This window comes from Streptomyces sp. NPDC001513, assembly GCF_042894695.1.
In the GTDB taxonomy this organism is placed as follows: Bacteria; Actinomycetota; Actinomycetes; order Streptomycetales; family Streptomycetaceae; genus Streptomyces.
Genome location: NZ_JBIAVU010000001.1, coordinates 352,676 through 377,211, shown reverse-complemented (window position 1 = coordinate 377,211; position 24,536 = coordinate 352,676). Strand labels below are relative to the sequence as shown.

The window sequence follows — 24,536 nt, the reverse complement described above, 5'->3', positions numbered from 1 at the left end:
CCCCGTGCCCGAAGCCGTCACCGCCCCCTCCACCGCATCCGCCCCCGTCGGCGGCGACCCGGACGTGGCCGGCCTGCACCAGCTCTGCCGCGACCTGGCCGAGGCCGCCGACGCCGTGCGCGAGGCCTCCCGGCACGCCTCCGAACTGGCCCTCGGCAGCCGGCTGCCGCTGGCCGCCCTGGGCACCTCCGGCCGCGCCCGAACCGCACTGCGCACCCTGCTCCGTACGCTCAGCGACCCGAAGGGCCTGGGCTGGGCCGCGGACGGCCGCGGGGTCGCCCGCGTCGGCCGGCTCGCCGGAGTCCTCACCAGCCGGGAGAGCCTGGCGGTCAGCCTCGCCGTCACCGGTCTCAAGGCCCGCATCCGGGCAGCCGCCGTCGCCCATCCCGAGCTGCTCAGCGACCCCGACACCGCACACGTGCTCAGGGCCGTCGACCAGGACCGGCAGCGCGAGGCGGTCCGTACCTTCAAGCGGATCATCGGCAGCCAGGGCGCCGAACGCGCCTTCGCGCTGCTCGCCCCGTCCTTCGCCGACATCCTGGCGTGGAACGCGCTGACCGACGAGAACCCCTTCAACGACGAGGCCGGCTGGGAGATCGCCACCGGCCGGACCCTGACCGCCGCCGAGCCGGTCATGGGCGTCAGCAGCCGGGTCTGGGCCTTCCTGGACCGGGGGCCCGGCCGCGCCGAGCCCAAGTCCCCCGAGCCGGGTCTGCTGGAGCGCCTCGACACCTCCGGCACCATCGGCGGGTACCTCGGCAACATCGGGACGGTCGGCACCGGCGGCGTCCTGCTCGTCCAGCGCGTGTCGGGCCCCGACGGGGTGACGCGGTACGTGGTCCAGCTCGCCGGAATGTCCACGGACGGGGTGCGGAACGAGAGCCCGCAGGACCTGCTCGGCGCCGTCCACGCGGTGGCCAGGCCCAGCACCCCCTATTCCAGGGCCACCGCGCGGGCCCTGCGGCTGGCGGTTCCCACGGGCGCCGAGATCGCGCTGGTCGGCCACAGTCTGGGCGGGATCACCGCGATGAACCTGGCCGCGGACCGGGAGTTCTGCGCGCTGTACCGGGTCACGCACGTCGTCGCCGTCGGCTCGCCCATCGACGGGAAGCGGCCCGCGGACCCGGCCACCCGGGTCTGCTCGCTGATCAACGAGCACGATGTCGTGCCGAGCCTGGAAGGGCGCTCCTCGGTCTCCCCGTACGCCCTGCCCGCGCAGTTCACCGAATTCACCTGGACCGACGACACGCACGCCTTCCCGCTGTGCCACGCGGCCGAACGGTACGAGCACAACCTCCGGTTCGACGTGCCCGAGGCGAGCGCCCACGTCGACGCGGAACTCACCCGGTTCCGCGGCCGGGTCACGGACACCCGGCTCTTCCAGCTCTACGACCGCTGAGGACCTCCTGATGACCGACACGACGGACACCGCGGGCACCGCGGACACCGCGGGCACGAAGGACACGCCCCGCACGACAGGCGCGACCCGCACGACGAGAGCGGCGGGGACCGCCGGCCGGGCGGTGACGGCGGAGACCGCCACACGCCCGGCGACCCTGCCCGCGCAGGCCGGACGCCCCGCCCCCTACGGCCCGCCCGGCCTCCTGGAGCGCCTCGGTTCGGCCGCCTTCGACCGGATCAACCGCTCGCGCGACTGGTGGGAACTGCCCGGTCCGGTCGCCATGCTGAACCTCCGGGTGCTCCGCGACGACCTGCGCCGCAAGAACCTGTACGACACCTTCGGCGCCGGCGGCGAACGCCCCCGCCGGGCCACGCAGGGCCTCGCGCCCCACCGCTCGTACGACGGCTCCGGCTACGACCCGGACGACATCGACATGGGCAGGGTCGGAACGCGGCTCGACCGCAACGCCCCGCTGCACATGGTCTTCCCGGACTCCGACGAAGACCTCATGACTCCGAGCCCCCGCGAGATCAGCAGGCAACTGCTGGCCCGCACCAACGGCTTCACCCCCGCCCCCACCCTCAACCTGCTGGCCGCCGCGTGGATCCAGTTCCAGAACCACGGCTGGGCCAACCACGGGGACAACGAGGAGGCCGAGCCCTTCACCGTCCCGCTCGCCGCCGACGACGACTGGGCGGGCGGCGCCTGCCCGATGCGGGTGAACCGCACGCGCCCCGACCCGGTCGCCCACACCACCGCGGACGCGCCGCCGACGTACGAGAACACCGTCACGCACTGGTGGGACGGCTCGCAGATCTACGGCTCGGACGAAGCCCGCTGCCGGTCCCTGCGCACCGCCGAGCACGGACACCTGATCGTCCGGGACGGCCGGCTGCCCTCCGACCCCCGACCCGACCTGGCCTGCCTCGACGCCACGGGGATGAACAGCGACTACTGGACCGGTCTCTCCCTGCTCCACACGCTCTTCGCGAAGGAACACAACGCGATCTGCGACCAGGTCCGCTCGCACCACCCCACCTGGGACGACGAACGGCTCTTCCACACGGCACGGCTCGTCAACACCGCGCTGATGGCGAAGATCCACACGGTGGAGTGGACCCCGGGCGTCCTCGACACCCCCGTGCTGAAACGCGCGATGGACGCCAACTGGTACGGCGTGCTGCCCCGTTGGGTCTCCAAGCGGTTCGGCCGGATCGGCAGCGGCGAGATGCTCAGCGGCATCCTCGGCTCGCCGACCGACCACCACGCGGCGCCGTACTCGATGACGGAGGAGTTCGTCTCCGCCTACCGGCTGCACCCCCTCATCCCCGACGAGGTGACGGTGCGCGAACACGCGCGCGGGGCCGTCCGCGAGGTCATCGGCTTCGACGACATGCAGGGCGCGACCACCCGCAGCGCCGTCGACGCGTACGGGATGAGCGACCTGCTCTACACCTTCGGGACCGAGCACCCCGGCGCCCTCGTCCTGCACAACCACCCGGACGCGCTGCGCAACCTCGCCCGGCTCTCCGGCGAGCACGTCGACCTCGGGACCGTCGACGTCCTGCGCGACCGCGAGCGGGGCATCCCGCGCTACAACGCCTACCGGCAGATGCTGCGCAAGCGCCCGGTCGCCTCCTTCAAGGAACTCACCGGAGGCCACCCCGGGGACACCCCGCTGCTCAGGGACCTGTACGAGGGAAGGCTCGACCGGGTCGATACCCTGGTCGGGAACCTCGCGGAGCCCCGCCCCGCCGGGTTCGCCTTCAGCGACTCCCTCTTCCGGATCTTCATCCTGATGGCCAGCCGGCGGCTGAAGAGCGACCGCTTCTTCACGACCGACTACCGGCCCGAGGTCTACACGGCCGAGGGCCTGGAGTGGGTCGACCGCAACTCCATGGTCACCGTACTGCTGCGCCACCACCCCGAACTCGCCCCGGCCCTGGCCGGGGTCACCAACGCCTTCGCCCCGTGGAGGTCCCTGTGACCACGATCCCGGCCGCCCGGTCCGAACACCGCCACGCCCCCGTGACCGGCCTGCGCGCCCACTCCGCGGCCCTGCGCGCCCACGCGGACCGCCTGCGCGCCTCGGCCGAGGCCCTCACCTGGCAGGGCCCGGAAGCGGAAGCCTTCCGCCACCGCGTCGAAACCCTGGCCGCCCGCTGCACGGCGGCCGCGGACGGCCTGACCCTCTCGGCGACCCACCTGGAGGCCTACGAGCGTCCTCGCTGACGGGGGGCGCCCCTCCTCTCAGCGCCAGGAGGGATGCCCCTCGGCGCCGCCGCCGGTGGTGAGCGTGCGCTCGCCGGTCTTGTCCGCGCGCACGGCCCAGATCACGGGCTTCTCGTACGGGCCGCGGACGAAGGCCACCCACGTGCCGTCGACGGACCAGGCGGGGTCCATCTCGTGGGCATCGGTGGCGATCAGTTCACGATCGTCACTGCCGTCGGCGTCCACGAGGCGGATGTCGCCCTGAGTGCCCGTGCCGTAGGTCCCCGCCGTGTAGGCGAAGGTGGAGCCGTCGGGTGACCACACCGGGTCGAGTGCCGGATGGGGCAGCCGGGTCACCTGCTGCGGGGCCCGGTTCGGGGCGGCGGGGTCGACCAGGTGGATCTGCCAGTTCTCGGGCGCCGTCTGCAGGCAGACCGCGATGCTCTTGCCGTCCGGCGACCACGCGGGATCCTCGACCTGGCCCCCGCCCGAGGTGAGCTGGCGAGCCGATCCGTCGGCGACGTCGACCACGAACAGCTGCTGGACACCGTCCTTCTTGCGGAGCACGGCGAGTTGGCTGCCGTCGGGCGACCAGGACACCCTGCCGCCGGCGATGGTGGTGATCCGCCGGGGGTTCGAACCGTCGGCCCGGGCGGTCCAGACGGTCGTGCCCTCGGGTGTGCTGCGGGTGAACGCGAACGACCTGCGGTCAGGGGACCACTGGGGCAGGGTGTCGCAGGCGCCTGCGCCTCCTGTGATGAGCCCCACGGGCTTCTCCGCCGCGGCGTCCCGGCGGGCGATGACGCTGTGGCACGTCCCGGGCCAGCCCGGGGCGGTGTCCTGCCGGATCAGCACGGGTTCGGCCGGGAACGCGGCCGGGACGGGGGCCGGGGCGGATCCCGTGGGCGTGGCGGCGCCGGGCTTGGAGTTGTCCTTGGTGGAGTCGGTCCAAGGCTGCCACGCGTACAGGCCGACGACCGCGAGAGACGCCACGAGCACCGCAGCCACCACCACCGTGCGGCGCCGCCCGGGCTTCTCCGCGACCGCCTGCGGCACCTGCGCGGGGGCGGTCGCGGGGGTAGGGGTGGGGGAGAGCCGCGCCGCGGGTCCCGTCACGGTGCGCGGCTGTTCCGTACGGGGCTCCGCGACGACGGGCGGGACGGCGTCCGGTTCCGCGAGGTCCTGCGCGGTGTCCGACGGGCCGTCCGGCACGGTGGGACGCACCGCCGGTTCCGGGGGCGGGAGCAGCTGTGTCGCCGCCTCCGGCAGCCAGGAGCCGCCGTCCGGGTGGCGGACGGTGAGAGTGGCGAGGAAGGCGGCCGGGGTGGGCCGCGCCGCCGGGTCCTTGGACAGGCAGGCGCCGATGGCTTCGCGGAGATCACCGGGCACCGCGGTCAGGTCCGGCTCCTCGTAGACCACCTTGAAGTGCCTGGCCGCGGAGGGGCCGTCACCGAAGGGGGCGCCGCCCGCCGCCTGGGTGAGCACCACCCCCAGAGCGAACATGTCGACCGCCGGGGTGACCGCACCCCCGCCGGTGAGCTGCTCGGGTGCCAGGAATCCCGGCGTGCCGACCTGTAGCCCGGTCTGTGTCAGGGCCGTTCCGTCCAGGGCGCGCGCGATGCCGAAATCGATGACGCGCGGCCCGTCCTCCGCGACGATGATGTTCGCGGGCTTGAGATCGCGGTGGATGACCCCCGCCCGGTGGATCGCCTCGAGTGCCTCGGCCAGGCCGGCCGCCAACACGGTGAGCGTGTCCAGGGGCAGCGATCCGACGCGCGCGAGCACCGCTTGCAGGGTGGGGCCGGGTACGAAGGCCGTCACCAGCCAGGCCGGCTCCCCGTCCGGGTCGGCGTCGACCACCGGCGCGGTGTGGAAGCCGCCGACCCGCCGCGCGGCCGCGACCTCGTCGGCGAACCTGCGCTTGAACCCGGGCTCGGTGCTCAACTCGGGACGTACGACCTTGACGGCGACCGCCCGGCCCGACTGGGAACGGCCCAGGTAGACCACGCCCATGCCCCCCTGGCCGAGCCGTCCCACCAGCCGGTAGCGGCCCTCGCCGAGCGAGGTGGGATCGCCCGTTTCGAGCGGCTTCATATGTCCCCCGTTTCACACCTTGCGCAATGAACAGCCTCTCCCTACCCGTCGCGCCGTCCACCAGTCAAGCGACGTCCGTGCGGAGACCCGGAGAGGTGCCTGCGGTGGGAGCCGACATCTTGCTTGGTCTATCGATATTCGATAGATTCCCATCGTAAGTCGATGTGAGGAGGGGTCATGGGAAAGCTGACCGTGGGTGCGCTGCGGGCCGTGCTCGTGGTGGTGCTCGCCGGCACCGTGTGCGTGCAGGCGGGGATGGTGTGGGTGCTGGTCAGCGGGAACGACCCGGAGGACGGGTCGCTCCCGCTGACCCCACTGCGCGTGATCACGATCCTGGGCATGCTGTCGGCGCAGGTCGCCCTGGTCTGCGTATGGCGGCTGGTGACGATGGTGCGTCGCGGAACCGTGTTCTCCCACGCCGCCTTCCGGTACGTGGACGGCGTGATCGGCGCCATCGTGGGGGCTGCCCTGCTGTGGTTCGCGGTCACGGCCATCAACGCGCCGGGCCAGCGGGAGGACCCGGGCGTCACCGTCATCATGGGCGGGGTCGGCCTGGCCATCCTCGGGGTCGCGCTCATCGTCCTCGTGCTGCGGATGCTGCTCACCCAGGCCGTCGCGCGCGACGTCGAAGCGTCGCAGATGCAGGCCGAGTTGGACGAGGTGATCTGATGCCGATCGCCGTCGACATCGACGTGATGCTGGCCCGGCGGAAGATGTCCGTGGGCGAGCTCGCGGAGCGCGTGGGGATCACTCCCGCCAACCTGGCCGTACTCAAGAACGGCCGCGCCAAGGCGGTGCGCTTCGCGACGCTCGCCGCGCTCTGCGAGGTACTCGACTGCCAGCCGGGCGACCTGCTGCGCTGGGAGACCGAGGACGCGGCCGGCGAATGACGCGCCCGCCCGGGTGGTCCTGACCTGCGGCCGCGCCCAACAGACAGGTTGCATCGCCGCAGCCGCCGGTGTGGACGCCGGCGGCGGCCGGGCGCGGTGGCGCTCACGCCGGAGCACCATGGGGAGGACGGCGACGGGTGTGACGACCGGGCAGGAATCCGACCATGGCGCGTGGACGATTGCGGATCTACCTCGGGGCCGCCCCCGGGGTGGGAAAGACGTACGCGATGCTCGAGGAAGGGCAGCGCCTGGCGCAGGCCGGCGCGGACGTGGTCGTCGGCTTCGTCGAGCCGCACGGGCGGCGGCCCACCGCCGCCCTGGCCGAGGGTCTGGAGATCCTTCCCCGGCGCACCACGGGGTACCGGGGGGCGACGTTCACCGAGATGGACCTGGACGCGGTGCTCGCCCGCAGCCCGCAGGTCGCCCTGGTGGACGAGCTGGCCCACACCGATGTGCCCCGCTCGCGCCACGCCAAGAGGTGGCAGGACGTCGAGGAGCTCCTGGACGCGGGGATCGACGTCGTCACCACGCTCAACGTCCAGCACCTGGAGTCCCTGGGCGACGTGGTCCGGCAGATCACCGGCGTTCCGCAGCGCGAGACCCTGCCCGACGAGGTGGCACGCCGCGCGGACCAGATCGAGCTGGTCGACCTGCCGCCGGAACTGCTGCGCCGGCGCATGCTGCACGGCGAGATCTATCCGTCGGACCGCATCGAGGCGGCCCTCACCCACTACTTCCGCGTGGGAAACCTCACCGCCCTGCGGGAGCTCGCGCTGCTGTGGCTCGCCGACCGGGTCGAGGAGGGACTGCGGCGCTACCGGGCCGAACACGGCATCACCGCCCCCTGGGAGACCCGCGAGCGCATCATGGTCGCCCTGACCGGCGGCCCCGAGGGAGAGACCCTGGTGCGCCGCGCCGCCCGGGTCACCGCCCGCATCCCCGGCAGCGAACTGCTGGCGCTCCACGTCGTACCGAGCGACGGTCTCGTCCGCGGGGACCAGGCCGCCCTCGCCGCCCAGCGCGCCCTCGTGGAGTCGCTGGGCGGCAGCTACCACCAGACCACCGGCGAGGACGTCCCGGAGGCCCTGCTGCAGTTCGCGGAGGCCGAGAGCGTCACGCAGATCGTGCTGGGCGCGAGCCGCCGCGGCAGGTTCTCCACCTTCCTCCGCGGTGGGGTGGGGCACCGGACGATCCAGCGGTCCGGCCCGATCGACGTGCTCGTGGTGACCCACGAGGAGGCCGCCGGCTCGTCGTCCTCCGCCCTGCGGCTGCCGCACCCGGGCCGGGCCACCGGACCACGCCGCTTCCGGACGGCGCTGCTGCTCGCGGCGCTCACGCTGCCGGCCCTGACCGCCCTGCTGGTGCTGCTGGGCGAACACGTGGACCTCGCCCTCGCCCTGGTGCTCTATCTGCTGGCCGTCGTCGTCATCGCCCTGGTCGGAGGCCTCGTCCCCGCCCTGCTGGCCGCGCTCGCCGCCGGGCTGCTCGCCGACTACTACTTCACCCCGCCGCTGCACTCGCTGCGCGTCGAGCGGTTCACCGACGTCTTCGCGCTGCTGGTCTACGTCGTCACGGCCGTTCTCGTCGGCCTCGCCGCGGGTACGGCCGCGCGCCGCACGTACCAGGCGGTCCGCGCGAGTTCCGAGGCCCGGGCGCTGAGCCGGCTGGCCACCGCCATGATGCACGGCGAGGACCTGCCGACCCTGCTCGAACAGGTACGGGAGGACTTCGGCCTGGACGCGGTGAGCCTGCTGGAAAGGGACACCGGGCATGCCGCCGAGCCGCGCTGGTACGTCGTCGCCAGCACCGGCGCGGATCCGCCGGAGCGCCCGTACGACGCCGACGTGGAGAGCCCCGCCGGCGAGGGCCTCACCCTGGCTGCCCGCGGGCGGCCGCTGAGCGGCGACGACCAGCGGATCCTCGGCGCGTGCGCGGCGCAGCTGGGCATGGCCCACTCCCAGGGCCGCCTCGCCGCGCAGGACGCCGCATCGGGCCTGCGCGCCGATGCCGAGCACACCCGGGCCGCACTGCTCCTGACCGCGAGCCGCGACCTGCGGGGCCCGCTGCGCGCGGCGGGCGATGCCCTCGCCGACCTCCGGGGGCCCCTGTCGGACCGGGAGCGGGACGGCCTCCTCGACACGGCCCGGTCGTCGGTGCGCCAGGCGGCCCGGCTCGTCTCGGACCTCGACGCCGTCAGCCGTCTGCACGTCGGGGCGCTCGACCTGTACCTGCGCCCGGTCGACCTCGACGAGGTGGTGACCACCGTTCTCGACCATCTCGGTCCCGGTGGCCGGACGATCCGGTGCAGCCTGCCGGAGCGGCTGCCCTACGTGATCGCCGACGCGGCCGTCCTCACCCGCGTGCTGACCGCGCTGGCGGCCGAGGCCCAGCGGCTCAGTCCGCCGGAACGGACCGCGCTGCTCACGGCCGAGGCCCGGCCACCCGGGTTCGTGGAGATCCGGCTGGCGGACGGGTCCGAGGGCGCCGCACCGGGGACGCGCCCGGCCCGCACGGTCCACGGCCTGACCCTGCGGATGTCCCGCGACCTCGTGGAGACCATGGGGGGAAAGCTCGAACCCGGCGCCGCCGGCACCGGGTTCGAGGTCAGGCTGCTGCTTCCGGCGGCGGCCCCCAGGACCGCCGCCGCGACCGCTACATGAGTCCGTCGGCGATGGTGCCGAGGGAGAGGGCCGGCAGGAAGTTGAGCAGTGCGAGGATCACGGCCGCCGCCGTGGCCAGGACGACGAAGTTGACGCCCTGGGCGCGGAGGGTGCCGACCGTGACCACACCCGGCTGCTGCCTGGCGAGGCGGCCGGCGAGGGCCAGGACGCACACCATCGGGAGGTAGCGGCCCGCCAGCATGGCGACCACCATCAGCACGTTGTGGAAGTCGGTGGCGCCGTTGAAGCCCGCCATCGCGCTGCCGTTGCTGTTGGTGTTGCTGGTGTACGCGTAGACGAGTTCCGTGAGCCCGTGGGCTCCCGCGTTGCCCATGGAGGACTGGGCGTTGCCCGTCGCCAGCGCGATGGCGCTGCACGCGAGGATCACGGTGGGCGGGATCAGCGCGTACACGACGACCCAGCGCATCTCCGCGTAACCGATGCGCTTGCGCAGGTACTCGGGGGTGCGGCCGACCATCAGCCCGCCGATGAAGACGGCCACCAGGACGACGACGATGAGGCCGTAGAGGCCGCTGCCGGTGCCGCCGGGGGCGATCTCGCCGAGCATCATCGCGGCGAGCAGCACGCCGCCGCCGAGGCTGGAGAAGCTGTCGTACGAGGCGTTGGCGGCGCCGTCGGCGCTGCCGGTGGCCGCCACCCCGAAGAGGGTGGAGCCGGGGATCCCGAAGCGGGTCTCGGTGCCCTCGTACTGGCCGCCGACGGCCTCGGTGACCGTGCCGGTGTGCGCCGACTGGGCGAAGGTGCCGGCGGCGAGCAGCAGGGCGAACAGGATGCCGACCACCGTGAGGAGGGTCCAGCTCTGCTTCAGGCTGCCGATCAGCCGGCCGAACATGCGGATGCAGGCCGTCGGGACGAGCAGCATCAGCACGATCTCGAACGCGTTGGTCCACGCGGTCGGGTTCTCGAAGGGGTGCGCGCTGTTGGCGTTGAAGACGCCTCCGCCGTCGCCGGAGAAGAGCTTCAGTGCCTCCCACGACGCCACCGGTCCGTCGGGGATCGCCTGCTCGGCGCCGCCGGCCACCGTGGTGACGGTGTGCCCGCCGCCGAGGCCCTGGACGACGCCGCCCACCATCAGGACCAGGCCGCCGAGCACCGCGATCGGGACCAGGACGCGGAAGATCGTGCGCAGCAGGTCGACCCAGAAGTTGCCGAGGTCGTCGGTGCTGCGCCGGACGAGGCCCCGGACCAGGGCGAGCGCGATGCAGATGCCGACGGCCGCGGAGGCGAACGCCTGGACGCCGAGGCCCGCCATGACGGCCAGGTGTCCGGTCGTGGACTCACCCGCGTAGTTCTGCCAGCTGGTGTTGGTGGTGAAGGAGACGGCCGGTGCAGGGCGAGGCGCCACGGCATGCCCTCGTGCCCGGTCGACCACGGCAGTTTGCCCTGGAGGGTGAAGAGGGTGAAGAGAGCGGCGATGCTGATGAAGGAGAAGGCCAGGACGGCGGTGAGGTAGTGCCGCCAGGTCTGTTCCTTGTCCGGGTTGATGCCGCAGACGCGGTGGAGCGCCTTCTCGGCCCGGTTGTGCCGGCCTCCTTCGAGGACGCGGGCCATGTAGTCGCCGAGGGGGACGTGCAGTCCCACCACCACGGCGAGGATGATCGTTGCCTGGATCCAGGCCGCCATGGTCAGGCCCCCTGCTTCTTCGAGTCGTTCGAGGGGTGCGCGCGGTCCAGCGCGAGGTTGAGCTCGACGACGTTGACCGCCGGCTCACCGAACACGCCGAGTGCGCGGCCGGTGGTGTGCTCGGCGACCAGCTTGCGGATGACGTCCGCGCCGGCGCCGCGCTCCCGGGCGATGCGCGGCACCTGCAGGTCCGCGTAGGCCGGGCTGATGTGCGGGTCGAGCCCGCTGGCGCTCGCGGTGACCGCGTCGGCCGGTACCTCCGAGTGTCCGGGGGCGTCTCCGCGTACGGGGACGGTCACGGCACGGCTGTAGTCCTCGCCGGGCTTCGCGCACTCCACGGCCACGCCCTTGTAGGTGGTGAGGAACGGCAGGGCCGGGCAGGCCTGGTTGAGGCTGACGACCCGGGTGACGGTGCCGCTCGTACCGCCGTCGTGGAAGACGCCCAGGGTCGCGCCGACCCCGTCGTCCGTGCAGAACGGGCGGGCGCCGTCCACCCCTTCCAGGTCGGCGACCGCCTTGGAACGGGAGCAGACCCGGGTGAGCAGGCTCGCCTTGCCGGTGGTGGGGTCGTCGCCGGTGGGCAGGGTGTCCACCACGGACTCGGGGCCCTGGTTCCCGGCGCCGGACGCGCCGGCGTCGTAGCCCGTACCCGCGTTGGAGGGACGGGACTGGAAGTACTGCTTCAGCGGATTGCCGTCGGCGTCCGTGAAGGACTGGCCGATCAGCGAGCTGCCGGCCGTGCTGCCGTCGGGGCCGGTGATCCGCGAGCCCTCCGCCTTGGAACTCAGGCCGGGGACCTGGGCGGCGGCCGTCATGGCCAGCGGGTACACGAGGCCGGTGAGGACGGTGAGGACGAGGACGACACGGACGGCGGCGACGTGCTGCGCCAGCCAGTGCGGGAGTCGTGTGTTCATGGGTCAGATCCCCGGGATGAACTGGACGAGGGCGAAGTCGATGAACTTGATCGCGAGGAACGGGACGATGACGCCGCCGAGTCCGTAGATCCACAGATTGCGGGTCAGCAGGGCGGAGGCACTGCTCGGCCGGTAGCGCACGCCGCGCAGCGCCAGCGGGATCAGCGCCACGATCACCACCGCGTTGAAGACGACGGCGGAGAGGATCGCGGACAGCGGGGAGTGCAGGTCCATGATGTTGAGCTGGTCGAGCCCGGGGTACACGGCCGCGAACATCGCGGGCAGGATCGCGAAGTACTTGGCGATGTCATTGGCGATGGAGAAGGTCGTCAGCGCGCCCCGCGTGATGAGGAGTTGCTTGCCGATCTCCACGATCTCGATGATCTTCGTCGGGTCGGAGTCGAGGTCGACCATGTTGCCGGCCTCCTTCGCGGCCGACGTGCCCGTGTTCATCGCCACGCCGACGTCCGCCTGGGCCAGCGCCGGTGCGTCGTTGGTGCCGTCGCCGGTCATCGCGACCAGGTGGCCGCCCGCCTGCTCCTTCTTGATGAGGGCGAGCTTGTCCTCGGGAGTCGCCTCCGCCAGGAAGTCGTCGACGCCCGCCTCCTCGGCGATGGCCTTCGCCGTCACCGGGTTGTCACCGGTGATCATCACCGTGCGTATGCCCATGGCGCGCAGTTCGTCGAAGCGTTCCCGCAGGCCGGGCTTGACGACGTCCTTGAGGTGGATGACACCGAGGATCTCCGCCGGGCCGTCGCCGTCCAGCTCCGCCACGGCCAGCGGCGTACCGCCGGAGGAGGACACCTGGTCGACGGTGGCCGTCAGCGCGGCCGGTACCTCACCGCCGTTCTCGCGCACCCAGGCCGCGACCGCCGAGGCCGCGCCCTTGCGCAGCCGCTTGCCCTCGGGAAGGTCGACCCCCGACATGCGGGTGGCGGCGGTGAAGGGCACCCACTCGGCGCCCGCCACGACACGCTCGGTCAACTGGTACTCGTGGTAGCCGAATTCGACGATCGAACGGCCCTCGGGCGTCTCGTCGGCGAGCGAGGAGAGCAGCGCGGCACGCGCCAGCCGTCCGACGGGGACGGCGCCGACAGGGAGGAACGCGCCCGCCCGCCGGTTGCCGTAGGTGATGGTGCCCGTCTTGTCGAGGAGCAGGGTGTTGACGTCGCCCGCCGCCTCGACGGCCCGCCCGGACATGGCCAGGACGTTGCGCTGGACGAGCCGGTCCATCCCGGCGATGCCGATCGCGGAGAGCAGCGCGCCGATCGTCGTCGGGATCAGGCACACGAGCAGCGAGACCAGCACGATGCCGGTGACGCCGTCGGCGGTGAGGGCCGCGGTGTCCTGCGCTGCGGCCATCGACTCCTTGGAGAAGATCGCCATGGGCTGGAGCGTGACGGCCGTGACCAGGAAGACGAAGGTCAGCATGACCAGGAGCAGGTTGAGGGCCAGCTCGTTGGGAGTCTTCTGCCGGTTGGCCCCCTCGACGAGGGAGATCATCCGGTCCAGGAAGCTCACGCCGGGTTCCTGGGTGATCCGTACGACGAGCTGGTCGGAGAGGACGCCGGTGCCGCCGGTGACCGCGCTGCGGTCGCCGCCCGACTCGCGGATGACCGGGGCGGATTCACCGGTGATGGCGGACTCGTCGACGCTGGCCGCGCCCTCGATCACGTCGCCGTCACCGGGGATCAGCTTTCCGGCCGGTACGAAGACGATGTCGCCCCGCCGGAGCTCTCCCGCGGAGACGGTCTCCTCGATGTACGAGCCCGCCCGCGCACCCGGCTCCCAGCCGGTCAGCCGACGTGCGGTGGTCTGCTGGCGGGTGCGGCGCAGCGTGTCCGCCTGCGCCTTGCCCCGGCTCTCGGCCACGGCCTCGGCGAGGTTGCCGAAGATCACGGTCAGCCAGAGCCAGGCGGTGATCAGCCAGCCGAAGAGGGAGGGATCGAAGATCGCGATGCCGGTGGTGAGCGCGGCGCCGATCTCGGTGACGAACATGACCGGGTTCCGGAACAGGGCCACCGGGTTGAGCTTGCGCAGCGCCTCGGGGAGCGCGCGCCACAACTGCTTCGGGTCGAGCATGCCGGCGCCGATCCGGCGGGGCCGCTCGGTTCCGGGAGGCCGTACGTCGTGCAGGGCGGCCGGATCCGCCACGGTGGGGGCGGGGGCGGACATCAGAACTTCTCCGGCTTGATCAGGGCGATGACCAGGTAGGTCAGCAGGGCGACGGCCACGATCAGGCCGATGGTGTTTTCGACGGTCATCGAGACCTCGTCCTCAGGGGAATGGGTGTGGGACCCCCGCCGGGCGGACGCCCGGCGGAGGCAGGGGGGCAGGGGAGGTCCGCGGAGTCTCCGGGCGGTCCGGGGACTCCGCGGGGTCCGCGCGGCCGTGGCTACAGGCCGATGTCCCGACGGCTCATGTCGTCCAGGGATTCACGGCGTACGAGCATCCGAGCGGAGCCGTCCCGCACCGCGATCACGGGCGGGCGGCCGATCAGGTTGTAGCCGGAGGCCATGGATAGGTGGTAGGCGCCGGCGGCGGGCACCGCGAGGAGGTCGCCGGGCCGCACGTCTCCGGGCAGCAGCACCTCGTCCGCCAGTACGTCGCCCGCTTCGCAGTGCCGGCCCACCACGGTGACCAGGGAGGGCGCGGCGGTCGAGCGGCGGCCGATCAGCCGGGGCGCGTACCGGACCCCGTACAGGGCGGGCCTCGGGTTGTCGCTCATCCCGCCGTCGACGGCGACGAACGTGCGACCCGAGGTCTCCTTGACCGTGAGGACCCGGTAGACGGCCACGCCGGCGGGGCCGACGAGGGCGCGCCCGGGTTCGATGGTGAGGCGCGGAACGGGCAGCTTCGCGTGGGCGCAGCCGTCTTTCAGCTCGGCGTGGATCCGGCGGGCCAGCATGTCGATGTCGAGGCGGTCCTCGCCGGGGCGGTAGGCGATGCCGTGGCCGCCGCCGATGTTCAACTGGGGCAGTTCCAGGCCGTGGTGGTCCCGCACCTGGGTCATCAGCCCGATCATCCGGCGCATCGCGGCGACGTAGGGCTTGACCGAGGAGATCTGGGAGCCGATGTGGCAGTGCAGGCCCACGAGTTCGAGGCGGGGCTGGGCGAGGATCCGGGCGATGGCGTGCTGGGCGGAGCCGTCCGTGATCGACAGACCGAACTTCTGGTCCTCCGTACCGGTACGGATCTTGGCGTGACCACCGGCCGCGATGCCGGGCACGACCCGGATCATGACCTGCCGGCGGTCGCCCTCGGGCACGATCTCGGCCAGCCGGGCGATCTCCGACGTGCTGTCGAGGACGATGCGGCCGACACCGAGCCGGACGGCGGCGCTCAGGTCCTCGGGGCTCTTGGCGTTGCCGTGCAGCACGATCCGCTCGGCCGGGAAGCCCGCGGTCATGGCGAGGCCCAGCTCGCCGGCGGAGCAGACGTCCAGGCCCAGGCCCTCGTTCTCGACCCAGCGGGCCATGGCCCGGCAGAGGAACGCCTTGGCGGCGTACACGACGTCCGCGTCCGGGAAGGCGGTGCGGTAGGCACGGCAGCGGTCGCGGACCTCGCCCTCGTCCAGCACGTACAGCGGGGTGCCGAACCGGTCGGCGGCCTCGGTGAGGGAGACGTCGGCGACGGTGACGTCGCCTTCGGCGGCCGGGCGGGCGGAGGCCGGCCAGATGGACAGCTCCACGGAGGGGTACGCGCCCGACGATGGGTCCGGGGCGGCGGTCCGGTCCCGGTCGGGGGAAACGGAGGTGACGGTCATGGCTACCCCTCAGCCGATCAGGAGGTTCATGCAGGAGACGACCGCGGCGGCGCCGGTCACGCGCAGGACGCCGATGTGCTGCGGGTCCCAGTCGCGCCAGGCCGGAAGCGGCTTGGCGGTGGCGGGGACGGGAGCAGGGGCGGAGAACTGCGGGTCGACCGTGAGGCGGTGGACGCCCAGCGGCTCGGCGAGGGCCCGCAGCGCGGGCGCGGAGAGCCTGATCCAGGTCTGGCCGGTGCCCAGGGTGGCGGTGAGGCGCGTCTCGGAGGTGAAGCCGACTGCCGTGCGCTCCCCGGGCGGGGTGCGGAAGAAGCGGGCCGAACAGCCCGCGGGTCCCGGCCGGACGGGGACGTAGAGAGGTCCGGCCGGGACTGGTTCGGAAGGCTCGGGGTCCTCGGGGTGCGTTGCCGTAGACATGCTGTTCCTCCTGGTGGGGAGCGTGCGTCGGCGCTCCGGCGGAAGGGCCCGGTGCGCGCTTCGGCGAAGGTATGCCCGTCGGCCGGTCATCGCTCCCGCCGCTGACGCATGTTTGACGCGCTTTCCCGATGCGCTGACGCGATGTTGACGCCGCTCTTGCGGAGGGCGGCCGTCAGAGGTCGGACAGGCGCGCTTCCTCCAGGTCCAGGGACCGCTGGAGACGCCGGCGGGTGGTGTCGCTGATGCGGTGGTCGTCGTAGAGCCGCTGGAGTTCGGCGGCCTCCTTGTCGATCAGATCGCGGCGCAGCTGGCGGTAGACCTGGTCGGCGGATTCGTGCGCTCCGTCGTCGTCGCCGAGCCGGTCCTGCGCGTGGTCGCGGCGGGCGTGAAGGGACCGGCGCAGCCGTTCGAGCACGGCCTCGGGCGCGGCTTCGAGCCCGGACAGTTCGTCCAGGCGGCGCAGTCCCGCTTCGGCGAGGCTCAGCCGTGCGCCGGTCTCCTCACGCTCGGTGTGGTCCGGTTCGAGGGCGATCCCCGAACGGCGTACGACCGGGGCGAGGGTGAAGCCCTGCACGACGAGCGTGACGACCACGACGGAGGAGGTCAGCACCAGGACCAGGGGGCGCTGGGCCAGGGGAGTGCCGTCGGCGGCGGCGACGGGTATGGACAGGGCCGCGGCCAGCGGCATGACTCCCCGGGTGCCCGCCCACGACAGGACGGCCGGCACCCGCCAGTCGGTCCTCTCCCGCCCGCCCTTGCGCTGGAGCAGCGCGGACAGCGGGAAGACCCACAGCACGCGCACGGCGATCAGCGTGCAGGCCAGCGCGAGCGCGTAGAGGGGCCAGCGCCGGTTCTCGTCTCCCAGCTCGCGGATCAGGCCCGGCAGGGAGAGGCCGATCAGGCTGAACACGACGCTTTCGAGCAGAAAGACCACGGTGCCGTAGACGGCGTGCAGTTGGAGGCGTATGCGGGCGCTGGTGAGGCGGACCCCGCTGCCGCCCATGACGACGCCCGCCACGACCACGGAGGTGACGCCGGAGGTGTGGGCCGTCTCGGCCAGCACGTACGCGGCGTACGGGGTGACGAGCGCGACCACGGTCTCCAGGACCGGGTCCTGGGTGCGGCGCCGGATCAGCACCACCACGCCCGCGACCGCCGCCCCGATCAGGGTGCCGCCCCCGGCGAGGAGGGCGAACTCACCGGTGGCGCTGCCCCAGGAAACGGCGGAGGAGGCGACCGCGACGCTCACCGCGACCCGGAAGAGGACCAGCGAGGTGGCGTCGTTGAACAGGCTCTCGGCCTGGACCATGACCTGGACCCTGGGCGGCAGCGCGAGGCGCCGGCCGAGGGCGGTGACCGCGACGGGGTCGGTGCTCGCCAGGACCGCCCCGAGCACGAGCGCCATCTGCCAGGACAGCGGGGTCAGGACGGACGCCACGTACCCGACCACGGCGGCCGAGGCCAGGACGAGTCCCACCGCGAGGATGGACACCGGCTTCCACACGGCGCGCAGCTCGCGCCACGACATCTCCTCGGCGCTGGCGTACAGCAGGGGCGGCAGCACGACGAGGCCGATGAGCTCGGGTGTGACGTGTATCTCGGGGGCGCCGGGCAACAGGGCGACGGCGAGGCCCGCGACGACGAGCAGCGAGGGTGCGGGAATGCGCCAGCGGCGCGCCCCGGTCGCCACGAGAGTGGCGAGGACCACAAGAAACAAGATCGTACCGACGCTGCGCATACCGCCCCTTGGACCCCTGGAATCGAGATCGGGGCCACGCGACCCGTCACGCCGACCAGACTTCCCGGCACACCGCCTTCACCCTATCGCGCAAGGACTGTGTCAGGGCAGCGTCAATGTCTTCCGGCTGTGCGGTGACCCGGTCGGTTTTCACCCGATGATGATCGTGAGCAGCACTTGTGTGCCTCTGCCACCCAGGGAAGGGAAGCCCCCTGCGCGGATCGGGGCGGTTTCGGCGTGAGGAGGCGCGTGGCGTGGCGGAGGCGGTTGCCAAGCCCGGAAGACTGAAGGTCTTTCTCGGGGCAGCCCCCGGTGTGGGCAAGACGTACCGGATGCTCGACGAGGGGCGGCGCCGTGCCGACCGGGGGACTGACGTGGTCGTCGCCTTCGTGGAGTGCCACGGACGTCGCCTGACCGAGGAGAAGCTGGCCGGTCTGGAGGTCGTGCCCCGCGTGGAGCGCACGTACCGGGGGAGCCGCTTCCCGGAGATGGACCTGGCAGCCGTCCTGGAACGGCGGCCCGAGGTGGCGCTCGTCGACGAGCTGGCCCACTCCGTCGTCCCCGGAGGCAGCCCCGCCAAGCGCTGGCAGGAGGTGGAGGAGCTGCTCGCGGCCGGGATCGACGTGGTGACCGCCGTCAACATCCAGCACCTGGAATCCCTCAACGACGTCGTCGAGAAGATCACCAGGGTGCCGCAGCACGAGACCGTGCCGGACGCGGTCGTGCGGCGGGCCGATGAGATCGAGCTGGTCGACCTGCCACCCGAGGCCCTGCGGCGGCGGATGGCACACGGGAACATCTACGCCCCGGAGAAGGTCGACGCGGCGCTGTCCAACTACTTCCGGGTGGGCAACCTCACCGCGCTGCGCGAGCTGGCCCTGCTGTGGCTGGCCGGACGGGTGGACGAGGCGCTGCAGAAGTACCGCGCCGAGCACGGCATAGGCCGCGTGTGGGAGACCCGGGAACGGGTGGTCGTGGCGATCACCGGCGGTCCCGAGGGCGAAACGCTCATCCGGCGGGCGGCCAGGATCGCCGCCCGCTCGGCGGGCGGCGACCTCCTCGCCGTGCACATAGCGCGCAGTGACGGCCTCGCCGCCGGAGCATCGGCCTCCGCGCTGGTGCGCCAGCGCGCGCTCGTCGAGAGCCTCGGCGGCAGCTACCACTCCCTGGTAGGCGACGACGTGGCCACGGCCCTCACCGAGTTCGCCCGCGCGGAGAACGCCACGCAGCTGGTCCTCGGCACCAGCCGGCGCGGACGGGTCGAACGCTTCCTCACCGGGCGGGGCACGGGAGAGACCATCGTCGGCCTGTCCGAGGACATCGACGTCCACATGGTCACGCACGAACGGGCCGGGAGCGGACGGCTGTTGCCGTCGAGGCGGCGGACGCTGCCGACCTCCCGGCTGATCGCCGGACCGGTCCTGGGCCTCGTTCTGCCCTTCGCGCTCACCTTCCTCCTCGACCGCACCCGGGGCAGCCTCAACCTCACCAGCGAGGCCCTGCTCTTCCTGCTGGCGGTGGTCGGCGTCGCGTGCGTGGGCGGCGTGGTGTCGGCCGTCGTCGCGTCCGTGACGGCCTCCCTCCTGCTGAACTACTGGTTCATCCCGCCGGTCGGAGAGTTCACCATCGCCGAGCCGAACAACATCCTCGCGCTGGTGGTGTTCGCGGTGGTCGCGGGGACCGTCGCCGGGGCCGTCGACCGGTCGCTGCGGCTGTCGCGCCGGGCCGCCCGGGCGACGGCCGAGGCGGAGACGCTCTCGTCCCTCGCCGGCTCCATCGTGCGGGGGGACCAGGCCGTTCCCGCGCTCCTCGAACGGACACGGGAGACCTTCGGAATGGAGTCGGTCGAGCTCACCGACGAACCGGTCCCGAAGGACGCCTCCGTCGTACGGGTCGCGGTGGGACGGGACACGCACCTCGTCCTGCGAGGACGTCCGCTGCCCAGCTCCGACCGGCGGGTCCTGGCGGCCTTCGCCGCGCACGTCACCGTCGCCGTCGAGCGGGCCCGACTGGCCGAGGCGGCTGCCGAGGTCGAACCCGTCAAGGCGGCCGACCGGATGCGTACCGCACTGCTCGCCGCGGTCAGCCACGATCTGCGCACCCCGCTCGCCGCCGGCTGGGCCGCCATCGAATCGCTGCGCGCCAGCGACGTGGAGTTCAGCGAGGAGGACCGCAGCGCCCTCCTCGCCACCGCCGACGAGTCCATGGCGCGGCTCAACCGCCTCGTCGAGAACCTCCTGGACATGAGCCGGCTCCAGGCCGGAGCGCTGAAACTGGAGCTGCGGCCCACCGACCTCATGGAGGTGCTGCCCGCCGCACTGGACGGCCTGCCCCCCGACGCCCCCGCCGTCGACAGCCGAAGCCTCGAACACGCCCCGGCCGTACTGGCCGATCCGCCCCTGCTGGAACGCGTGGTCGCCAACCTGCTGAACAACGCGGCCCGGCACACCCCGCCCGGACGACAGGTACTGCTGACGGCGAGCGCGCTCGACGACCGCGTCGAGATCCGGGTGGTCGACCGCGGGCCCGGAATACCGGAGGCGGACCGGGAGAACGCCTTCGTGCCCTTCCAGCGCCTCGGGGACACCGACAACACCACCGGCGTCGGGCTCGGGCTCGCCCTCTCCCGAGGTCTCGCCGAGGCGATGGGCGGCACCCTGACGCCTGAGGACACCCCCGGAGGCGGCCTGACCATGACCCTGTCGCTCCCGGCCGCCCCTGGACTCCCCGCTCAGTCCCTGACGCAATACTGACGCGTCAACTCCCCTTTGACTGCAATGGTGTTGACCCGGATGCGGTCTGATCAGACGTGACGTCGACTCTCCCTCTCCAGCATCTCGGTCCCCGCTCGCAGCACATGGTGATCTGCGGGGACGACGGTCTCGCCCGCCGGCTCGCCGTCGAGCTCGACGCGGTCTGCGGGGAGACCGTCACGGTCGTACTGCCGTCCCGGCGGGACGAGCACGGCGGGGAGATCGACGCACTGCACCGCAACCCGCACTCTCCCGTCGAGCTGATCACCTCGGCCGGCCCCGACGACCTGACCCTGCGGGCGGCGGGCGTCGAGCGGGCCGCCGCGCTCGCCCTCACGTACGGCGACGACCAGACGAACATGATGGCCGCGCTCCTCGCCCGCAGCATCAACCCGTCGATCCGGCTGGTCATCCGCATGTACCACCGCGAGCGCGGGCGCCACCTCGAACAGCTCCTGGACCGTGCGGTCGCCGCCCGTACCCCGGACGTGGAGGAAGGATTCTCCGGGACCGACCGCGACGACCCGCGCAGCCAGGACAGCGCGGAGACACCCGGCGCCGACGGCACCCAGCTCCTCCCGGACACCGTCACCTCGTACCACCGCCAGTTCACGCACGGCCGCCTGATGCTGGAGGAGGTCACCCACGACCACGCCCCGGACGCGCCGGCCGACGCGCGGACACCGGGCGGCTGGCTGCGGGACCGGCTCGCGCACCACACGCGGTGTCTCCGCGGCCCGCGAACTGGGCGTGCCGCTGCTCCTCGACGACGCCACGGACCCGCGCGTGCTCGATCTGGCGAGGATCAGCCGGGCGAGATCGCTCCTCGTGCTCAGCCGGGACGACAGCGCCAACCTGGACATCGTGATGGCCGCCCGCGAGGCCAACCCCGGCATCAGGGTCGTCATGCGGCTCTACGACGACGACTTCGCGGCCACCGTCTCGCACACGCTGCGCGCCTCGTACCCGCACGCGGCGACGCGGAGCCGCAGTGTGTCGGCGCTCGCGGCGCCGTCGTTCGCGGCGGCGATGATGGGCCGCCATGTCCTCGGCGTGATGCCGGTGGAGCGGGGCGTGCTGCTGTTCACGGTGGTGGACATGGCCGGGCATCCCGCCCTGGAGGGCTTCTCGATCCACGAGGCGTTCAAGCAGAACGAATGGCGGGTCCTCGCCGTGGGATCGTCCGGGAACTCGGCGGCGTACCGTCCCGCGTCCCCGTCGGACACCCTGGGCGGTCTGTACCTTCCACGGGTGACCGGTTTCGACTGGCGGCCGCCGCACGGCCGCGTGCTGCGGGCCGGCGACCGGGTGGTGCTCGCGACGACCCGGCGGGGGCTGGACATCCTGATGACAGGAGTCCAGCCCCCGCCGGACCCCCCACTCCCCACCGCCCGGTACGGAAGCCGGCGATCGTGAGGGCCGCCGAACGTGACCGCCGGTCTCGGGGTCAGCCGGGGTGGCCGGGGTGGCCGGGGTGGCTGGTGACCCGGCCCCGGGTCACGTCGTGGCGTCGGCCGGGAGTTCGCCCGTCACCGGACGGGCGTCTCCGGCGATGGGCAGGGTGAGGACCATCGTCAGGCCGCCGCCGGGGGTGTCCTCGGCGGTGAGGGTGCCGTCCATGGCCTCCAGGAAGCCCTTGGCGACCGCCAGCCCCAGACCGACGCCCGTGCCGGCGGGCGCGTCACCGTGCCGCTGGAAGGGCTCGAATATCCGGTCCTTGGCCTCGTCGGGGACACCCGGACCCCGGTCGACGACGCGCAGTTCCAGCCGGTCGGCGAGGGCGCTGGCGGCGACGTGGACGAGCTGGCCCTCGGGGTTGTACTTGACGGCGTTCTCGACGATGTTGGCGACGGACCGCTCCAGGAGGCCGCGGTCGACGGCGACCATCGGCAGCGTCTCGGGGATGTCCAGGTCGACGCTGTCGTCGGGGACCCCGGCCAGAGCCATCGGGACCACCTCGTCGAGGTCGGTCACGCGGATGAGCGGGACGACGGTACCCGTCTGGAGGCGGGACATGTCGAGGAGGTTGCCGATCAGGTGGTCGAGGCGGTCGGCGCCGTTCTCGATGCCTTCCAGGAGGTCGCCCCGGTCCTCCTCGGACCATTCCACGTCGGTGGAACGCAGCGAGGTCACGGCGACCTTGATGCCCGCGAGCGGGGTGCGCAGGTCGTGGCTGACGGCGGCGAGGAGCGCGGTCCGGATCTGATTGCCCTCGATCAGGCGGCGGGCCTCCTCGGCCTCGTCGACCAGGCGCTGGCGGTCGAGTACGACGGCCGCCTGCGCGGCGAACGCGCCGAGCACGCGCCGGTCCTCGGCCGGCAGGACCCGGCCGGTCAGGGCCAGGGCCATGTTCTCGCCGATGGGCATGTCCACGTCGGCGTCCTCGGGCCGGGTGACCGGATTCCGGCCCGTGCTGCCCGCGCACGTCCACGGATCCACGTCGGTACCCCGCTCCAGCAGCGCGACGGATTCCATGGAGAAGGTCTCGCGGACCCGCTCCAGCAGGGCGTCGAGGGCGGTTTCGCCGCGCAGGATGCTGCCCGCGAGGAAGGAGAGGATCTCGGACTCGGCGCGCAGCCGGGCCGCCTGGTGGGTGCGCCGGGCGGCCAGGTCGACCACGGAGGCCACCGACACGGCCACGCCCACGAAGATCGCGATGGCGACGATGTTCTTCGGGTCGGCGATGGTCAGCTTGTGGACCGGCGGGGTGAAGTAGTAGTTCAGCAGCAGGGACCCGAAGGCCGCCGAGGCGAGGGCGGGGAGCAGGCCGCCGAGGAGCGCCGCCGCCACCGTGAAGGTGAGGAACAGCAGCATGTCGTTGGCGAGGCCGAGCTCGGGCACGACCTGACTCAGCAGCACGGTGAGCAGGGCGGGGCCGGCGAGGCCGGTGAGCCAGCCCCAGATGAGCCGGGGTCTGCCGAGTCGCGCGCCCTGGGGGACGGGCAGGCTCCGGCGGCCCTTGGCCGCCTCGTCGTGGGTGACGATGTGGACGTCGAGGTCGGGTCCGGACTCGCGGGCGACGGTGGCGCTGACGCCGGGACTGAAGACGGACTGCCAGGAGCGGCGACGGCTGACGCCGAGGACGATCTGGGTGGCGTTGACCCCGCGGGCGAACTCCAGCAGGGCATCGGGGACGTTGTCGCCGATGACGTGGTGGAAGGTGCCGCCGAGGTCCTCGACCAGCGTGCGCTGGACGGCCAGCTCCTTGGGCGAGGCGGCGGTCAGTCCGTCGCTGCGGGCGATGTAGACGGCGAGGACTTCGCCGCCCGAGCCCTTCTCGGCGAGGCGGGCGGCACGCCGGATGAGCGTACGTCCCTCCGGTCCGCCCGTGATGCCCACGACGATGCGTTCGCGGGCCTGCCAGGTGGTGCGGATGTTGTGCTCGCCGCGGTACTCCCGAAGGTGTTCGTCGACCCGGTCGGCGACCCAGAGCAGCGCGAGCTCGCGCAGGGCGGTGAGGTTGCCCGGGCGGAAATAGTTCGAGAGGGCGGCGTCGACCTTGTCGGGCTTGTAGATGTTGCCGTGAGCCATGCGCCGGCGCAGGGCCTGGGGCGACATGTCGACGAGCTCGATCTGGTCGGCGCGGCGCACCACTTCGTCGGGTACGGTCTCCCGCTGCCGCACATCGGTGATCGTCTCGACCACGTCGCCCAGCGACTCCAAGTGCTGGATGTTGACGGTGGAGACCACGTCGATGCCGGCCTGGAGGAGCTCCTCGACGTCCTGCCAGCGCTTGGTGTTGCGCGAGCCGGGCACGTTGGTGTGGGCGAGCTCGTCCACGAGCGCCACCGAGGGGCGGCGGGCGAGGATCGCGTCCACGTCCATCTCGGTGAACGTGGAACCCCGGTACTCCAGCTCGCGCCGCGAGATCTGTTCCAGACCGTGCAGCATCACCTCGGTGCGCGGTCGGTTGTGGTGCTCGACGAAGGCGACGACGACGTCGGTGCCGCGTTCCACCCGGCGGTGGCCCTCCGAGAGCATCGCGTACGTCTTGCCGACGCCGGGGGCCGAGCCCAGATAGATACGAAACTTGCCGCGACCCATGAC

The 24,536-nt window shown here is 72.6% G+C and carries 17 protein-coding genes and 2 pseudogenes; 9 read left to right on the top strand and 10 right to left on the bottom strand.

Features of this window, described 5'->3' with window-relative positions; all coding sequences use genetic code 11:
- Positions 1 to 4: 4 nt before the first annotated feature.
- Genes ACFYZ4_RS01860 through ACFYZ4_RS01850 form a run of 3 tightly spaced genes read left to right on the top strand, consistent with a single transcriptional unit; the run spans position 5 to position 3,634 of the window.
- Entirely contained in the window at positions 5 to 1,399 is a 1,395-nt protein-coding gene (locus ACFYZ4_RS01860) for a hypothetical protein (protein WP_390782704.1), read from the top strand.
- Between the two features lie 10 nt (positions 1,400 to 1,409).
- The gene (locus ACFYZ4_RS01855) at positions 1,410 to 3,389 is read left to right on the top strand and encodes a peroxidase family protein (protein ID WP_390782703.1); all 1,980 of its coding nucleotides are present in this window, start codon (positions 1,410 to 1,412) and stop codon (positions 3,387 to 3,389) included.
- Positions 3,386 to 3,634: a hypothetical protein gene (locus tag ACFYZ4_RS01850; RefSeq protein ID WP_351286723.1), complete on the top strand. Its 249-nt coding sequence runs from the start codon at positions 3,386 to 3,388 to the stop codon at positions 3,632 to 3,634. Before ACFYZ4_RS01855 ends, ACFYZ4_RS01850 begins: the two co-directional genes overlap by 4 nt.
- Before the next feature lie 18 nt (positions 3,635 to 3,652).
- On the opposite strand, the gene ACFYZ4_RS01845 is transcribed toward ACFYZ4_RS01850, so the two are convergent.
- Entirely contained in the window at positions 3,653 to 5,707 is a 2,055-nt protein-coding gene (locus ACFYZ4_RS01845) for a protein kinase (RefSeq protein ID WP_390782702.1), read from the bottom strand.
- Between the two features lie 177 nt (positions 5,708 to 5,884).
- Between ACFYZ4_RS01845 and ACFYZ4_RS01840 the strand changes: the two genes are divergently transcribed.
- The 3 genes from ACFYZ4_RS01840 (at position 5,885) to ACFYZ4_RS01830 (ending at position 9,257) form a co-directional block, all read left to right on the top strand.
- Positions 5,885 to 6,376: a DUF2975 domain-containing protein gene (locus ACFYZ4_RS01840; protein ID WP_351286719.1), complete on the top strand. Its 492-nt coding sequence runs from the start codon at positions 5,885 to 5,887 to the stop codon at positions 6,374 to 6,376.
- Positions 6,376 to 6,597, top strand: coding sequence for a helix-turn-helix transcriptional regulator (locus ACFYZ4_RS01835; RefSeq protein WP_351286718.1), 222 nt, complete (start codon positions 6,376 to 6,378; stop codon positions 6,595 to 6,597). The genes ACFYZ4_RS01840 and ACFYZ4_RS01835 overlap by 1 nt, the downstream gene beginning before the upstream one ends.
- Positions 6,598 to 6,761: 164 nt before the next feature.
- A complete protein-coding gene (locus tag ACFYZ4_RS01830; protein ID WP_390782701.1) occupies positions 6,762 to 9,257 on the top strand; it encodes a DUF4118 domain-containing protein in 2,496 nt (831 codons plus the stop codon).
- Here ACFYZ4_RS01830 and kdpA read toward each other — a convergent pair.
- The 8 genes and pseudogenes from kdpA to ACFYZ4_RS01790 all read right to left on the bottom strand — a co-directional run bounded on the left by kdpA (position 9,250) and on the right by ACFYZ4_RS01790 (position 17,736).
- Positions 9,250 to 10,623, bottom strand: a complete 1,374-nt coding sequence (gene kdpA / locus ACFYZ4_RS01825; protein WP_390782700.1) for a potassium-transporting ATPase subunit KdpA — start codon at positions 10,621 to 10,623, stop codon at positions 9,250 to 9,252. The two genes, ACFYZ4_RS01830 and kdpA, sit on opposite strands and share 8 nt — an antisense overlap.
- Before the next feature lie 41 nt (positions 10,624 to 10,664).
- Positions 10,665 to 10,829 (bottom strand): annotated as a pseudogene (locus tag ACFYZ4_RS01820) (potassium-transporting ATPase subunit KdpA); the annotation flags it as partial.
- Between the two features lie 74 nt (positions 10,830 to 10,903).
- Entirely contained in the window at positions 10,904 to 11,815 is a 912-nt protein-coding gene (locus tag ACFYZ4_RS01815) for a potassium-transporting ATPase subunit C (RefSeq protein ID WP_390782699.1), read from the bottom strand.
- A 3-nt stretch (positions 11,816 to 11,818) separates the two neighbouring features.
- Entirely contained in the window at positions 11,819 to 13,990 is a 2,172-nt protein-coding gene (kdpB, locus tag ACFYZ4_RS01810) for a potassium-transporting ATPase subunit KdpB (protein ID WP_390782698.1), read from the bottom strand.
- Positions 13,990 to 14,079, bottom strand: coding sequence for a K(+)-transporting ATPase subunit F (gene kdpF, locus ACFYZ4_RS01805; protein ID WP_351304624.1), 90 nt, complete (start codon positions 14,077 to 14,079; stop codon positions 13,990 to 13,992). Before kdpF ends, kdpB begins: the two co-directional genes overlap by 1 nt.
- A 131-nt stretch (positions 14,080 to 14,210) precedes the next feature.
- Complete coding sequence (gene lysA, locus ACFYZ4_RS01800; RefSeq protein WP_390782697.1) at positions 14,211 to 15,581, bottom strand: diaminopimelate decarboxylase; 1,371 nt, start codon at positions 15,579 to 15,581, stop codon at positions 14,211 to 14,213.
- 9 nt (positions 15,582 to 15,590) lie between these two features.
- Positions 15,591 to 15,998 carry an SAV_915 family protein gene (locus ACFYZ4_RS01795; protein WP_351300331.1) on the bottom strand — a complete coding sequence of 136 codons (408 nt, stop codon included), beginning with the start codon at positions 15,996 to 15,998 and terminating at the stop codon, positions 15,591 to 15,593.
- 172 nt (positions 15,999 to 16,170) lie between these two features.
- Entirely contained in the window at positions 16,171 to 17,736 is a 1,566-nt protein-coding gene (locus ACFYZ4_RS01790; RefSeq protein ID WP_390782696.1) for a Na+/H+ antiporter, read from the bottom strand.
- Positions 17,737 to 17,990: 254 nt separating this feature from the next.
- Here ACFYZ4_RS01790 and ACFYZ4_RS01785 point away from each other — a divergent pair, with 254 nt between their 5' ends.
- From ACFYZ4_RS01785 to ACFYZ4_RS01775, 3 genes and pseudogenes are all read left to right on the top strand, one after another.
- On the top strand, positions 17,991 to 20,489 hold the full coding sequence (locus tag ACFYZ4_RS01785; protein WP_390782695.1) for an ATP-binding protein: 2,499 nt from the start codon (positions 17,991 to 17,993) through the stop codon (positions 20,487 to 20,489).
- A 104-nt stretch (positions 20,490 to 20,593) separates the two neighbouring features.
- A pseudogene (locus ACFYZ4_RS01780) lies at positions 20,594 to 20,884 on the top strand (NAD-binding protein); the annotation flags it as partial.
- Between the two features lie 355 nt (positions 20,885 to 21,239).
- Positions 21,240 to 21,905 (top strand): NAD-binding protein, encoded by a 666-nt coding sequence (locus tag ACFYZ4_RS01775; RefSeq protein ID WP_390782694.1) that lies wholly within the window; start codon positions 21,240 to 21,242, stop codon positions 21,903 to 21,905.
- Between the two features lie 81 nt (positions 21,906 to 21,986).
- Here the strand turns inward: ACFYZ4_RS01775 and ACFYZ4_RS01770 are convergent, their stop codons facing one another.
- Positions 21,987 to 24,533, bottom strand: coding sequence for an ATP-binding protein (locus ACFYZ4_RS01770; RefSeq protein WP_390782693.1), 2,547 nt, complete (start codon positions 24,531 to 24,533; stop codon positions 21,987 to 21,989).
- Positions 24,534 to 24,536: the final 3 nt, after the last annotated feature.

Excerpts from the sequence above, each read along its gene's own strand:
- ACFYZ4_RS01855 (WP_390782703.1), top strand. The coding sequence starts at position 1,410 with ATGACCGACACGACGGACACCGCGGGCACCGCGGACACCGCGGGCACG.
- ACFYZ4_RS01845 (WP_390782702.1), bottom strand. The coding sequence starts at position 5,707 with ATGAAGCCGCTCGAAACGGGCGATCCCACCTCGCTCGGCGAGGGCCGC.
- ACFYZ4_RS01840 (WP_351286719.1), top strand. The coding sequence starts at position 5,885 with ATGGGAAAGCTGACCGTGGGTGCGCTGCGGGCCGTGCTCGTGGTGGTG.
- ACFYZ4_RS01835 (WP_351286718.1), top strand. The coding sequence starts at position 6,376 with ATGCCGATCGCCGTCGACATCGACGTGATGCTGGCCCGGCGGAAGATG.
- ACFYZ4_RS01830 (WP_390782701.1), top strand. The coding sequence starts at position 6,762 with ATGGCGCGTGGACGATTGCGGATCTACCTCGGGGCCGCCCCCGGGGTG.
- ACFYZ4_RS01815 (WP_390782699.1), bottom strand. The coding sequence starts at position 11,815 with ATGAACACACGACTCCCGCACTGGCTGGCGCAGCACGTCGCCGCCGTC.
- kdpB (WP_390782698.1), bottom strand. The coding sequence starts at position 13,990 with ATGTCCGCCCCCGCCCCCACCGTGGCGGATCCGGCCGCCCTGCACGAC.
- kdpF (WP_351304624.1), bottom strand. The coding sequence starts at position 14,079 with ATGACCGTCGAAAACACCATCGGCCTGATCGTGGCCGTCGCCCTGCTG.
- lysA (WP_390782697.1), bottom strand. The coding sequence starts at position 15,581 with ATGACCGTCACCTCCGTTTCCCCCGACCGGGACCGGACCGCCGCCCCG.
- ACFYZ4_RS01795 (WP_351300331.1), bottom strand. The coding sequence starts at position 15,998 with ATGTCTACGGCAACGCACCCCGAGGACCCCGAGCCTTCCGAACCAGTC.
- ACFYZ4_RS01790 (WP_390782696.1), bottom strand. The coding sequence starts at position 17,736 with ATGCGCAGCGTCGGTACGATCTTGTTTCTTGTGGTCCTCGCCACTCTC.
- ACFYZ4_RS01770 (WP_390782693.1), bottom strand. The coding sequence starts at position 24,533 with ATGGGTCGCGGCAAGTTTCGTATCTATCTGGGCTCGGCCCCCGGCGTC.